This window comes from Mycobacterium sp. E796, from assembly GCF_001672815.1.
Classification (GTDB): Bacteria; Actinomycetota; Actinomycetes; order Mycobacteriales; family Mycobacteriaceae; genus Mycobacterium.
In genome coordinates, this window is sequence record NZ_LZKK01000297.1 from 1 (window position 1) to 13,814 (window position 13,814).

The following is a 13,814-nucleotide window of genomic DNA, read 5'->3' on the forward strand; positions in this document are numbered from 1 at the left end:
CCGGCCTCGCGGTGACGGTGACGGATCCCGGTGCCGGCCCGAACCTTTCCGACGTTTCCAAGCAGCGCATCAACGGCAGCAGGCAGATCATCCTGGACCGCGACCTGCAGCTGGTCGTCAACTCGCTGTGGGCCAGCGGCGCCGAAGCCATCTCCGTCGGCGGCGTCCGGATCGGACCCAACGTCACCATCCGGCAGGCCGGCGGGGCGATCCTCGTCGACAACAACCCGACCAGCAGCCCCTACAAGATCCTGGCGGTCGGGCCGCCGCACTCGATGCGCGATGTCTTCGATGACAGCCCCGGCCTGCAGCGGCTTAGGCTGCTGGAGTCCTCCTACGGTGTCGTCGTCACCGTGAACGTCGCCGACGGCCTGTCGCTGCCGGCCGGACCGATGCGGGATGTCAAGTTCGCCAGACAGATTGGGCCCCAGTGAGAGACATGCCGAGCGGAAACCGAGCATGATCGGCATCGCGGCGCTCGCGGTCGGCATCGTGCTGGGTTTGGTCTTCCATCCCGCCGTCCCGGAGGTTGTCCAGCCCTATCTGCCGATCGCGGTGGTGGCCGCGCTGGACGCGGTGTTCGGTGGACTGCGCGCCTACCTCGAGCGGATCTTCGACCCCAAGGTCTTCGTGATTTCGTTCGTGTTCAACGTCTTTGTGGCCGCGCTCATTGTCTACGTCGGCGACCAACTCGGCGTCGGCACCCAGCTGTCCACCGCGATCATCGTCGTGCTGGGCATCCGCATCTTCGGCAACGCCGCCGCACTGCGGCGCCGGCTGTTCGGGGCATGAGCACCGCGGCGACGATGCAGAGCGAAGCGATGCGGAGGAGCGGCGCCATGAGCAACGGCAGGACATCACCGTGAGCCAAGACCCGCCCGAAGACAGGGAAACTCGCGACGCGCCGGCCGAGCCGACCGCGGGCGCGGCTGCGCATCGCGGCCGGCACGAACTGCCGCCGCACCGCCCGCGGCCCGAGATCGGCCCGGTGCACCGCACGGGCTTGTCCGCGATGTTGCGGGCCGGCCGCTCGCGGCTGGTCTTCGGGGCGCTGGCGGTCGTGCTATGCCTCGTCCTGGGGATCGCCATCGTCACCCAGGTCCGCCAGACCAAGTCGGGCGACTCGCTGGACACCGCCCGCCCCGCCGACCTGTTGGTGCTGCTGGACTCGCTGCGGCAGCGCGAGGCGACGCTGAACACCGAGGTCGGCGAGCTGCAAAACACGCTGAATGCGTTGCAGGCGTCCGGCAACAACGATCAGGCGGCCATCCAGAGCGCCCAGGCCCGGCTGGCGGCGCTGTCCATCTTGGTCGGCGCGGTGGGCGCCACCGGCCCCGGCGTCACGATCACCATCGACGACCCGGGCCCGGGGGTGTCACCGGAAGCGATGCTCGACGTGCTCAACGAGTTGCGTGCCGCCGGCGCCGAAGCGATCGAGATCAACGACGCGCACCAATCCGTCCGGGTAGGTGTCGATACCTGGATAGTGGGTACGCCGGGCTCGTTGACCGTCGACACCAAGACCCTGTCGTCTCCGTATTCGATTCTGGCGATTGGCGATCCGCCGACGCTGGCCGCGGCGATGAACATCCCCGGCGGGGCCGAGGACAGCATCAAGCGCGTCGGCGCCCGGATGACGGTCCAGCAGGCCGACCGGGTCGACGTGACCACCTTGCGACAACCAAAACCGCACCAATACGCTCAGCCCGTCAAGTGAACGTGCCTCGTCGGCAGCGACCAGAACAGGATGACCCCGTGAGCGATATCCCGTCCGATCTGCACTACACCGCCGAACATGAGTGGGTTCGACGCAGCGGTGAGGACACCGTGCGGGTCGGTATCACCGACTTCGCGCAATCGGCGCTCGGCGACGTCGTCTTCGTCCAGCTGCCGGACGTGGGCAGCCAGGTGAGCGCGGGCGAATCCTTCGGCGAGGTGGAATCGACGAAGTCGGTGTCGGACCTGTTCGCGCCGGTGTCGGGCACGGTCTTGGCCGTCAACGCCGACCTGGAGGGCAGTCCGCAGCTGGTCAACTCCGACCCCTACGGGTCGGGTTGGCTGGTCGACGTCCAGGTCTCGGACGCCGCCGAGCTCGAGTCGGCGATCTCGGCGCTGCTCGACCCGGAGGCCTACCGCGGGACGCTGACCGAATGACGATTGCTAATGTGCCTGCCAGCCCCGCTCGGTGCTGCGGGCGGCGCACGCGGTTCACGTCGGTCGGGCTTCCGATCGTCCGGTGGGGGGCACATTGCGAACCGGTGCGCGGTACGGTCAACAGATCGACACTTGATAGACACGAGACGGTCAAGTAATCAGCAGTGCGGGGCTAGAGAAACTCAGGAAACCTCGACAAACCTAGAGGGGAGCCGGGCGAGCAGCCCGGCTCGGATAACGCCACAGCGGCCAGTGAGGAGCAGCGCGTGACGGACATGGATAACGACCAGACCTCTGACGAAGTCACGGTGGAAACGACTTCGGTCTTTCGTGCCGACTTTCTCAACGAACTCGACGCGCCCGCCCAGGCGGGGACCGAGAGCGCGGTGTCGGGGGTCGAAGGACTCCCGGCCGGCTCGGCGTTGCTGGTCGTCAAACGCGGACCTAACGCCGGGTCGCGGTTCCTGCTCGACCAGGCCATCACGTCCGCCGGTCGGCATCCTGACAGCGACATCTTCCTCGACGACGTCACCGTCAGCCGTCGCCACGCCGAATTCAGGTTGGAAAATAACGAATTTCACGTCGTCGATGTCGGTAGCCTGAATGGCACGTACGTCAACCGCGAGCCCGTCGATTCGGCGGTGCTGGCCAACGGCGACGAGGTTCAGATCGGCAAGTTCCGGTTGGTGTTCTTGACCGGACCCAAGCAGGGCGACGACGGAGACTCCGGAGGGTAGTGAAGGAGGGTAGTGAGCGCACCCGATAGCCCGGCACTGGCCGGGATGTCGATTGGGGCGGTTCTCGACCTGTTGAGGCCGGATTTCCCCGATGTCACGATCTCCAAGATTCGATTCTTGGAGGCCGAAGGACTGGTGACGCCCCAGCGCGCCGCGTCGGGATATCGCAGGTTCACCGCGTACGACTGCGCGCGGCTGCGGTTCATCCTCACCGCGCAGCGCGACCACTACCTGCCGCTGAAGGTGATCCGGGCGCAGCTGGACGCGCTGCCCGACGGCGAGCTGCCCCCGATCGGATCGCCTTACGGGGTACCGCGATTGGTGTCGGTTCCGAACGGCGGGGAATCCGCCGCCGTGGCCGAGGCCGCTCCGGGCGCCAAGCCCGACGCGGCGGCGGTGGCCCCGCCGCGGGTCCGGCTGAGCCGAGAGGATCTCCTGGAACGTTCCGGGGTGGACGACGAACTGCTGACGGCGTTGCTCCGGGCGGGGGTGATCACCACCGGCCCGGGCCGGTTCTTCGACGAACACGCCGTGGTCATCCTCCAATGCGCGCGGGCCCTGGCCGAATACGGCGTCGAACCGAGGCACCTGCGCGCCTTTCGTTCCGCGGCCGACCGGCAGTCCGATCTGATCGCCCAGATCGCGGGGCCGCTCGTCAAGGCCGGCAAGGCCGGCGCCCGGGACCGCGCCGACGACCTGGCGCGTGAGGTGGCCGCGCTCGCGATCACATTGCACACCTCGCTGATCAAGTCTGCCGTTCGCGACGTTCTGCATCGCTGAGGATTAGACTTCGTTGGACAGCTTGGTGTTCGGCGGGCTGAAGAGTTGCGGAGGGCAGACACAGATGGGTGAAGTTCGTGTTGTCGGCATTCGCGTCGAGCAACCGCAGAACCAGCCGGTGCTGTTGCTGCGCGAGGCCAACGGTGACCGCTACCTGCCAATCTGGATCGGTCAGTCCGAAGCCGCCGCCATCGCGCTGGAGCAGCAGGGCGTCGAACCGCCCCGGCCGCTGACGCATGACCTGATCAGGGATCTCATTGCCGCACTTGGGCATTCGCTGAAAGAGGTGCGGATCGTCGACCTGCAGGAGGGCACGTTCTACGCCGACCTGGTCTTCGACCGCAACATCACGGTCTCGGCGCGCCCGTCGGACTCGGTGGCGATCGCCCTGCGGGTCGGCGTCCCGATCTACGTCGAGGAGGCCGTGCTCGCCCAGGCGGGTCTGCTCATCCCCGACGAGAGCGACGAAGAGGCCAACACCGCCGTGCGTGAGGACGAGGTGGAGAAGTTCAAGGAGTTCCTCGACAGCGTGTCGCCCGACGACTTCAAGGCCACCTAGTCGCGCGGCGAGGGCCATCCCGCGGGTACTAGGCTGGACGCCGACATCACGGAACCATCTCATCTGGCGCCGCGATCTCGACACGCTGGCCGATAGTGCTGCCAGTTGGGGCTCCGGCCGCCATACTTTGATCACGACTTAGGGCGCGGCGGCTATCGAAAAGCGTAAGCTCACTAGCACTCGGGCCTGAGCAAACGTGGCTGCGGTGCAGCCAGAGACGCAGCTAACGATGACAGCGCGATCGGCGAGAGGAACCACCGTGAGCGAGCAGCCACGTCAAGAACAGCTGGACCTAGCTGACCAAGCGAACGCCGCGAGCAGCGACCAACCCGTCTCCGCGGCGAGCGCACCGGTGCAGCCCGGGCTGTTCCCCGACGATTCCGTGCCCGACGAGCTGGTGGGCTATCGCGGGCCGAGCGCGTGCCAGATCGCCGGCATCACCTACCGTCAGCTGGACTACTGGGCGCGCACGTCGCTGGTGGTTCCGTCGATCCGCAGCGCGGCGGGCTCCGGCAGCCAGCGGCTCTACTCGTTCAAGGACATCCTGGTCCTCAAGATCGTCAAGCGACTGCTCGACACCGGCATCTCGCTGCACAACATCCGCGTCGCCGTCGACCACCTGCGCCAGCGCGGCGTCCAGGACCTGGCCAACATCACCCTGTTCTCCGACGGCACCACCGTTTACGAGTGCACCTCGGCCGAAGAGGTCGTCGACCTGCTGCAGGGCGGGCAGGGCGTCTTCGGCATCGCGGTGTCGGGCGCCATGCGCGAGCTGACCGGCGTGATCGCCGACTTCCACGGCGAGCGGGCCGACGGCGGCGAGTCGATCGCGGCACCGGAGGACGAGCTAGCGTCGCGGCGCAAGCACCGCGACCGCAAGATCGGCTGACCCCGGGTAAACTGGTCCGCGCGTCGCACTCGGGCGGGAGAGTCTCGTGGCTGCCAGTCACGGGCGCCGAAGGAGCAACACCTCTCCGTCAACCTCTCAGGCACCCGGACCGCGCGAGTTAACGACGCCTCTGGAAAGCGGTGCGGACCGGCAGCGGTCCCACCCGCCGATGGGGAAAGGCGCCGACGCAGCAGCCGGCGCCGAATCTCTCAGGCGCCCGGCGAACGGGTGAAGACAGAGGGAGGGGGCCGTTAGTCCCTCGACCTCAGGAGTTCGCCGTGGCCGATTTTTCGAAGCCCGATCACTCAACCTTCGCAGCGCGGCACATCGGGCCGGACAGCCAGGCCATCGCCGCCATGCTCGACGTAATCGGCGTCGACTCGTTAGACGAGCTGGCGTCGAAGGCGGTTCCGGCCGGCATCCTCGACACGCGCCCCGACGGCGGCGCCGCGCCGGGGCTTGACCACCTGCCGCCCCCCGCCAGCGAGGCCGAGACGCTGGCCGAGCTGCGCGCGCTGGCCGACGCCAACACCGTGGCCGTGTCGATGATCGGGCAGGGCTACTACGACACGCTCACACCGCCCGTGTTGCTGCGCAACATCATGGAGAACCCGGCCTGGTACACCGCGTACACGCCCTATCAGCCGGAGATCAGCCAGGGTCGGCTGGAGGCGTTGCTGAACTTCCAGACGATGGTGGCCGACCTCACCGGCCTCGAGGTCGCCAACGCGTCGATGCTCGACGAGGGCACTGCCGCGGCCGAGGCGATGACGTTGATGCACCGCGCGGCGCGCGGGGCGGCGAACCGGCTCGTCGTGGACGTCGACGTCTTCGCGCAGACCGCGGCCGTGCTGGCCACGCGGGCCAGGCCGTTGGGCATCGAGATCGTCACCGCCGACCTGCGTGACGGCCTGCCCGACGGGGAATTCTTCGGCGTCGTCACCCAGCTGCCGGGTGCGAGCGGGCGGATCACCGACTGGGCGGCCCTGGTCTCGGCGGCGCACGAACGGGGCGCGCTGGTCGCCGTCGGCGCCGACCTGCTGGCGTGCACGCTGATCACCCCGCCCGGCGAGACCGGAGCCGACGTCGCGTTCGGCAGCACCCAAAGGTTCGGTGTCCCAATGGGATTCGGCGGGCCGCACGCCGGCTACCTGGCCGTGCACGCCAAGCATGCCCGCCAGCTGCCGGGGCGGCTGGTCGGCGTGTCTGTGGACAGTGATGGCGCGCCGGCGTTTCGTTTGGCGCTGCAGACCCGCGAGCAGCACATCCGCCGCGACAAGGCGACCAGCAACATCTGCACCGCGCAGGTGCTGCTGGCCGTGATGGCCGCGATGTACGCCAGCTACCACGGCGCCGACGGGCTGACCGCGATCGCTCGCCGCGTACACGGCCACGCCGAAGCCATCGCCGCCGCGCTGGGTGATGCGCTGGTACACGACACGTACTTCGACACCGTGCTGGCCCGGGTGCCGGGCCGCGCCGACGAGGTGCTGGCCGCGGCCAAGGCCAACGGCGTCAACCTGTGGCGCGTCGACGACGACCACGTCTCGGTGGCCTGCGACGAGGCCACCACCGACGCGCATGTCGCCGCGGTGATCGACGCCTTCGGGGTGGCGGCCGCCGAACCCGTCGCCGCCGATATCGCGACACGCACCTCGGAGTTCCTGACGCACCCGGCGTTCACGCAATACCGCACCGAGACGGCGATGATGCGCTACCTGCGCACGCTGGCGGACAAGGATATCGCCTTGGACCGCAGCATGATTCCGCTCGGCTCGTGCACGATGAAGCTCAACGCCGCCGCCGAGATGGAACCGATCACCTGGCCCGAATTCGCGCGCCTGCACCCGTTCGCGCCGGCCTCCGACACCGAGGGCATCCGCCGGCTGATCGCCGACCTGGAGACCTGGCTGGTACAGATCACCGGCTACGACACCGTCTCGCTGCAGCCCAACGCCGGCTCGCAGGGCGAGTACGCCGGCCTGCTGGCCATCCACGACTACCACGCCAGCCGCGGCGAACCGCACCGCGACATCTGCCTCATCCCGTCCAGCGCACACGGGACCAACGCCGCCTCGGCCGCGCTGGCCGGGCTGCGGGTTGTGGTTGTCGCCTGCCGCGACGAGGCCGGTCGGGCTGGCGACGTCGACCTCGACGACCTGCGGGCCAAGGTGGCCGAGCACGCGGACCGGCTGGCCGCGTTGATGATCACCTACCCGTCCACCCACGGCGTGTACGAGCACGACATCGCCGAGATCTGCGCGGCCGTGCACGACGCGGGCGGCCAGGTCTACATCGACGGCGCCAACCTCAACGCGCTGGTCGGGCTGGCCCGCCCGGGCAGGTTCGGCGGCGACGTCAGCCACCTGAACCTGCACAAGACGTTCTGCATCCCGCACGGCGGCGGCGGGCCGGGCGTCGGGCCGGTGGCGGTGCGCTCGCACCTGGCGCCGTTCCTGCCCGGCCACCCGTACGCCTCCGAACTACCCGGAGGGCATCCGGTGTCGTCGGCACCCTACGGGTCGGCGTCGATCCTGCCGATCACGTGGGCTTACATCCGGATGATGGGCGCCGAGGGGCTGCGGGCGGCGTCGCTCACCGCGATCGCCTCGGCCAACTACATCGCCCGGCGCCTCGACGAGTACTTCCCGGTGCTGTACGCGGGCGAGAACGGCATGGTCGCGCACGAGTGCATCCTGGACCTGCGCGGCATCACCAAGGCCACCGGGGTGACCGTCGACGACGTCGCAAAGCGGTTGGCGGACTATGGCTTTCACGCGCCAACCATGAGCTTTCCGGTGGCCGGCACGCTGATGGTGGAGCCGACCGAAAGCGAGAGCCTGACCGAGGTGGACGACTTCTGCGAGGCCATGATCGCCATCCGCGGCGAGATCGAGCGCGTCGGCGCGGGGGAGTGGTCGGTTGACGACAACCCGCTGCGGGGGGCGCCGCACACCGCCGAGTGCCTGCTCGTCTCCGACTGGAAGCACCCGTACACGCGGGAGGAGGCGGCCTACCCGCTGGGCAAGGGATTCCGGCCCAAGGTCTGGCCGCCGGTGCGCCGCATCGACGGCGCCTACGGCGACCGCAACCTGGTCTGCTCGTGCCCGCCGGTGGAGGCGTTCGCCTAGGAGCCCGATGGTGGCGACCCGCTTCACCCGGCTTCGCCGCCCTCGCGATCGCCGCTAGCCGAAGCGCTCGATGATTGCCGCCGCGATCCGGTCGGGCGCGTCCTCCTGGATGAAGTGCTTGGCTTCGGGCAGCTCGACTACGACGTGATCCGGGAACGCCGCCCGCATCCGCGGCAGCGTGGGGCCGGGCCTGAACGCGAAGTCCTTCATCCCCCAGACGAATAGCGCGGGTTTGGCACCGAGCCGGGCGGGCACCTCCCGCCCGAGCCGCGACAGCAAGGGTTCGGCCGCCAGGATCTGTTTGGGCATCTCGGCCACACCTTTTCGCGCCTCGGCGCTGGGCTGCACGGCCCGGTAGTGTTCCATCACCGCCTCGCTCGGGCGGTGCTGAGTCCCCGCCGGAATCAGGCGCTCCACAAAGAAATTCCGCTGCAAGATCGCCCACTGCATCGGCGGGCTGCCCATCACGCGGCTGAAGATCTTTGTCGTCAGCTCATCCGTCTTCCAGAACCAGGTGTTGCCCAGCACGACGCCGCGGACCCTGGCGGCGCGCTCGACGGCGACCGCCATGCTGATGGGCCCGCCCCAGTCCTGGCCCATCGTCAGATAGCCGTCGAGACCCAGGTGATCGACGAACTCGCCGACCACCTGGGCATGCTCGTCGATCTTGTATCCGAACCCGGCGGGTCGCTCGGACAGCCCGAAGCCGAGGTAATCGGGTGCGATGCAACGGAATTGGCCGCGCAGCGCGACGATGATGTCCCGGTACAGGAAGCTCCACGTCGGGTTGCCGTGGCACAGCAGGATCGGCGGCCCATCACCCTCGTCGACGTAGTGCATCCGCCCGCGCGAGCTGTCGAACCAGCGCGACTCGAACGGATAAAGGCGAGGATCCGGGGTGAAATCGATCTTCATGGCGCTCCCTTCGGGCAACGCGACGATCGTATGCCGGAGGGGTGACAAGCTCTCGTTCGCGAGCGCAACCGCACGGCGAATTTCGGCCCGGTTTTTCGCAGCCAGGTTACGCTCGCGGCGAGTCGGGCGCCGTCAGCTCAAGAAGGTGCTGAGGGCCGCGGCAAGATCGGGGGACGCCGACGTGGTGAGGTTCTGGTAGCCGCCGCCGCTGAGTTGGGCGACGGCCTCCCAGGTGGCCTTGTCGGGGTCGGCGCCGAAGTCGATGACGTTGACCGCGATCGGCTTGGCCGGGTCGGCGCTCTTGCGGATGAAGTCCTGCAGCCCGGGCCCGTCCAACGTCTGGTCGGTGTGCGGCCCCGACGTGATCACCAGTATCGAATTCGGTTGGCCGGCGCGGTAATTGGTCTGCACCTCTTGGTAGAGCAGGCGCAGCGTGGTGAACGACACGGCGCCGCCGGCCGACGAATACTGCTTGTCCAGCGCGGCCGCCAGCGCCGCCGAGCGCGGCTGGCCGTTAACCGGGTCGCCCAGCGGTCCGCTCGTCACCTCCGAGCGCCCCTCGTGGCCGTCGAAGGTCCACAGCCCGACGGCGGCGCTGGCCGGCAACGACTTGAGCTTGTCCTGCAGCGCCCCGATCACGTTGGCCAGCCGCGACTTTCCGCCTTCGTCGACGGGCATCGACTGGTCGAGCATGATGGTCGCAGCGAGCCCGCTGGACGGGGCGGTCATCGCCTCGGCCAGCGTGGCACGCAGCGCGTCGTCACCCACCGACAGGGTGGACGGCAGGGCCGCGAAGCTGGTAACCGGACTGCTCGGCGGCTTGACGCCGCTGACCCGGAAGCCGGCCTTGGCCAGCTTCGCGAGTTGCTCGGGCTTCTGCATGAAGCGGGCGAACCCGTTGGCCGCGGAGGCCTGCTCCTGGTTCACCCAGGAGCCGCTGAGCAGCACCGCGGGATAGTCGGCGACCGGCACCGCGCCGGGCGGCAGCCAGGAAGCCAGCGTGCTCTTGGCGTCGGACAGCGACTGGCCCCGCAGGTACAGCTGCTGCTCGGTGGTGACCACGGCGTGCACCGGCGCGGTCGCCGCGTCACCGGGCTTGAGCAGCGCGTTCAGCGCCTCGGTCAGGGAGTTGTCCGCGAGCTTGGGCTGGGCGCCCAGCAGCGCGCGCACGGCGCCGACGCCCTGCGTCGGTGGCGCACCCGCTCCGGCAGCCCCCGCCGCCACGGCCTCGCCGGCCAGCAACGATGCGTCGGCGTTGCCGGTCATCGGCAACGCCAGCCGTAACGATCCCCAGGCCGGCAGGTTCAGCCCGGCCAGCGAATTCGGGTTGGTTTGCAGGCCGGGCAGCGCCGCCCAACCCTGATTGCCCAGGGCTTGGCCGAGTTCCGGGCGCACGGCGAGCATGACCGGCGAGGTGACCAGGGAATGGCTTTCGGCGATCTTCTGACCGGACGCGGCGAGCCGGGCGGCCGAGATCGAGCTGCCCGGGATCCACAACGCCGGCTGGCCGCCCAGGTCGGCCGGCCACTTGCCGGCGAACCCGCCCAGGACCGCGTCGGAACCGGCCTGTTTGACGCTCACCACCATGCAGTGATCGCCGACCGGGCCGGACGTGGCGTTGTAGCTCTCGGCAAGCTGCTGCACGGGATCGGCGATCGACGGGTCGGCGATGACGGCGACCGTCTCCTTGCCCCCCACGCACCGCGCGGCGGCGGTGTGCGAGCGGTGTGACAGCGCGTCACCGAAGAAGGTCCACAGGATCACCGTGCCCACGACGACGACGACGGCGACGAGCGCGACGATGACCCCGATGCTGACGCCGCGGCGCCCGCCGTCGCTGCGGTGACCGCCGAGGCGTTCACCGAGCCCGCGGTGGCCGCCGCCGAAACGGGACGACGGGGCGGCCGCCGGCGGCGCGCTCGGCGGGCCGGCGGCGAACTCCGGATACGCGTCGTCGGGGCCGGACGCGAACGTGTCGTCGGTGGCATAGGGGTCCTCGTGCGAATAGTCCGCGCCCGAGTAGTCCACCGCGCCGTAGTCGTCCCCGCTCGGATAGTCCGGGAGGCCGGCCTCGCGGTGGTGCTGACCCGTTTCGTCGGCCGGGTACGCATCCTCGGCGAGGTATTCGTCAGCTGGCTCGTCGACGGAATCCTCGGGGTCGGGCATGCTGTGCCTACCCATACCGGTGCCCGCCGCCTTCCCGTCGACTCGTCGCGTGACTTGTGAACTCGGCGCAGATTCTAGTCATCGAACCGCATTACTTACCGCATGTCGGGCCGTTTCACGCACCCGCGGCGCGAGCTTTGAACTCGCGCCTGCGCCGGTGCAGGATCGGCTCGGTGTAGCCGTTCGGCTGCTGTGTCCCGGACAGAATCAGCTCCTGAGCCGCCAGGAAGGCGATGCTGTCGTCGAAGTTGGGCGCCATCGGCCGATAAACCGGGTCCCCTTCGTTCTGCCGGTCCACCAGCGGCGCCATCCGCTCCAGGCTGGCGCGAACGTCCTCGCTGGTGATCACGCCGTGGCGCAACCAGTTGGCCAGCAGCTGGCTGGAGATCCGCAGGGTGGCACGGTCCTCCATGAGCGCCGTGTTGTGGATGTCGGGCACCTTCGAGCAGCCGACGCCCTGCTCCACCCAGCGCACCACGTAGCCGAGGATGGACTGGCAGTTGTTGTCGAGCTCCTCGCGGATTTCCTCTGACGCCCAAGCCAATTCCTTGGCCAGCGGAATGGTCAGCAGCTCCTCGATGGTGGTGCGCTTCTTGCCCGCGAGCTCGTCCTGCACGGCGCCCACGTCCACGTAGTGGTAGTGCATCGCGTGCAGGGTGGCCGCCGTCGGGGACGGCACCCACGCGGTGGTGGCGCCGGCCTTGGGCTGGCTGATCTTCTGCTCGACCATGTCGGCCATCAGCTCGGTCATCGCCCACATGCCCTTGCCGATCTGGGCCTTGCCCTTGAACCCGGCGGCGAGCCCGATGTCGACGTTGGCGTCCTCGTAGGCCTTGATCCAGGTGCTGTTCTTCATCGCACCCTTGCGGATCATCGGGCCGGCCTCCATCGAGGTGTGGATCTCGTCGCCGGTGCGGTCGAGGAAGCCGGTGTTGATGAACACCACCCGGTCGGCGGCGGCCTTGATGCACGCCTTGAGGTTGACCGTGGTGCGGCGTTCCTCGTCCATGATGCCGACCTTGAGGGTGCCCTGCGGCAGGCCCAGCACGTCCTCGACGCGGCTGAACAGTTCGCAGGTGAACGCCACCTCGGCGGGGCCGTGCATCTTGGGCTTGACGATGTAGATGGAACCGGTGCGGCTGTTCGTCAGCGGGCCGTTGGCGTCACCGGTCCGCAGCCCGTGGATCGCGGTCAGGCCGGTGAACAGCCCGTCCATGATGCCTTCGAAAACCTCGTTGCCATCTGCGTCGATGATGGCGTCGTTCGTCATCAGGTGCCCCACGTTGCGGACGAACAACAGGCTGCGGCCGGGCAGGGTGAGCTCACCGCCGTCGGGCGTGCTGTAGGTGCGGTCGGCGTTGAGCGCACGGGTGAAGGTCTTGCCGCCCTTGCTGACCTCCTCGACCAAGTCGCCCTTGTTCAGCCCCAGCCAGTTGCGGTAGCCCAGCACCTTGTCGTCGGCGTCGACGGCCGTCACCGAGTCCTCGAAGTCCATGATCGTGGTGACCGCCGATTCCAGGACCACGTCCTTGACGCCGGCCCGGTCGGTGGAGCCGACGGGGGACTCGGGGTCGATCAGGATCTCGATGTGCAGTCCGTGGTTGACCAGCAGCACCGACCAGCTGGGGGACCCGAGCTCGCCGCTGTACCCGACGAACTTCTCGGGCTGGGCCAGCCCGACGGGCTCCGCTTCGGAACCGAGGGTGATCTGCAGCTGGCCGTCGGCGATGCTGATGCCCGTCGCGTCGGCCCAGGAGCCCGACGCCAGGGGGACGGCCTGGTCGAGGAATCCGCGCGCGTAGGCGATCACCTTGTCGCCGCGAACCCGGTTGTAGCTCGATCCCTTTTCCGCACCGTCGCTCTCGGGGATGACGTCGGTGCCGTAAAGGGCGTCGTAGAGGGAACCCCAGCGAGCGTTCGCCGCGTTCAGCGCGAACCGCGCGTTCAGCACCGGCACCACCAGCTGCGGGCCGGCGGTCGTCGTGATCTCGTCGTCGACACCCGAGGTGGTGATGGTGAAGTCGTCGGGTTCGGGCTGCAGGTAGCCGATTTCGACGAGGAACTCGCGGTAGGCCTCGGCGTCGATCGGCTCGATCACGCGGTGCCGGTGCCACTTGTCGATCTGGGCCTGCAGCTCGTCGCGGCGGTTCAGCAAATCCTGGTTCTGCGGGGTCAGGTCGGCCACGACCTTGTCGACGCCCGCCCAGAAGCTGTCCGGGTCGATGTCGGTGCCGGGCAGGGCCTCGTTGTTCACGAAGTCGTAGAGCACTCGGGCGACGCGCAGGTTCCCCACCGACACGCGATCAGTCATTTTTCTCCTCCATAGTGGGCCGAGTAACACCTCACTGGCCCTCAACGCGCATTGCCTTCAGCGTACCGACCGGCGGCTTGCCGGACGTCATCCGCCCGGCCTTCAACAGCAGGTCAGGCGCGCGCTAAGAGCTCCAACGGTGGCGCCGCGGCGAACCGCAACGATCGCTATC

12 protein-coding genes and 1 riboswitch are annotated in these 13,814 nt (G+C 68.7%); of the genes, 9 read left to right on the top strand and 3 right to left on the bottom strand.

Going from position 1 to position 13,814, the window contains the following annotated elements:
* From A5706_RS22720 to gcvP, 9 genes are all read left to right on the top strand, one after another.
* Positions 1 to 434 (top strand): DUF881 domain-containing protein (locus A5706_RS22720; protein WP_156767282.1); only part of this gene is annotated, 434 nt, incomplete at its 5' end.
* A 25-nt stretch (positions 435 to 459) separates the two neighbouring features.
* Positions 460 to 792 (top strand): small basic family protein, encoded by a 333-nt coding sequence (locus A5706_RS22725; protein ID WP_066933079.1) that lies wholly within the window; start codon positions 460 to 462, stop codon positions 790 to 792.
* 160 nt (positions 793 to 952) lie between these two features.
* The gene (locus A5706_RS22730) at positions 953 to 1,717 is read left to right on the top strand and encodes a DUF881 domain-containing protein (RefSeq protein ID WP_231985383.1); all 765 of its coding nucleotides are present in this window, start codon (positions 953 to 955) and stop codon (positions 1,715 to 1,717) included.
* A 38-nt stretch (positions 1,718 to 1,755) separates the two neighbouring features.
* Positions 1,756 to 2,154, top strand: coding sequence for a glycine cleavage system protein GcvH (gene gcvH, locus A5706_RS22735; protein WP_067149344.1), 399 nt, complete (start codon positions 1,756 to 1,758; stop codon positions 2,152 to 2,154).
* A 275-nt stretch (positions 2,155 to 2,429) separates the two neighbouring features.
* Positions 2,430 to 2,891 (top strand): glycogen accumulation regulator GarA, encoded by a 462-nt coding sequence (gene garA, locus A5706_RS22740; protein ID WP_369830353.1) that lies wholly within the window; start codon positions 2,430 to 2,432, stop codon positions 2,889 to 2,891.
* Positions 2,892 to 2,903: 12 nt separating this feature from the next.
* A complete protein-coding gene (locus A5706_RS22745; RefSeq protein ID WP_068135649.1) occupies positions 2,904 to 3,671 on the top strand; it encodes a MerR family transcriptional regulator in 768 nt (255 codons plus the stop codon).
* Positions 3,672 to 3,735: 64 nt separating this feature from the next.
* A complete protein-coding gene (locus A5706_RS22750) occupies positions 3,736 to 4,230 on the top strand; it encodes a bifunctional nuclease family protein (protein WP_066933175.1) in 495 nt (164 codons plus the stop codon).
* A gap of 259 nt (positions 4,231 to 4,489) precedes the next feature.
* Positions 4,490 to 5,119, top strand: coding sequence for a MerR family transcriptional regulator (locus A5706_RS22755; protein ID WP_068101273.1), 630 nt, complete (start codon positions 4,490 to 4,492; stop codon positions 5,117 to 5,119).
* Positions 5,120 to 5,143: 24 nt separating this feature from the next.
* Positions 5,144 to 5,241: riboswitch (glycine riboswitch) on the top strand.
* Between the two features lie 156 nt (positions 5,242 to 5,397).
* Positions 5,398 to 8,250 carry an aminomethyl-transferring glycine dehydrogenase gene (gene gcvP / locus A5706_RS22760; protein ID WP_068135653.1) on the top strand — a complete coding sequence of 951 codons (2,853 nt, stop codon included), beginning with the start codon at positions 5,398 to 5,400 and terminating at the stop codon, positions 8,248 to 8,250.
* 54 nt (positions 8,251 to 8,304) lie between these two features.
* Here the strand turns inward: gcvP and A5706_RS22765 are convergent, their stop codons facing one another.
* From A5706_RS22765 to A5706_RS22775, 3 genes are all read right to left on the bottom strand, one after another.
* Positions 8,305 to 9,165, bottom strand: a complete 861-nt coding sequence (locus A5706_RS22765) for a haloalkane dehalogenase (protein WP_068135657.1) — start codon at positions 9,163 to 9,165, stop codon at positions 8,305 to 8,307.
* A 132-nt stretch (positions 9,166 to 9,297) separates the two neighbouring features.
* Positions 9,298 to 11,346 (bottom strand): substrate-binding domain-containing protein, encoded by a 2,049-nt coding sequence (locus A5706_RS22770; protein ID WP_068135660.1) that lies wholly within the window; start codon positions 11,344 to 11,346, stop codon positions 9,298 to 9,300.
* 100 nt (positions 11,347 to 11,446) lie between these two features.
* A complete protein-coding gene (locus A5706_RS22775; protein WP_068135662.1) occupies positions 11,447 to 13,642 on the bottom strand; it encodes a malate synthase G in 2,196 nt (731 codons plus the stop codon).
* Positions 13,643 to 13,814 lie beyond the last annotated feature (172 nt).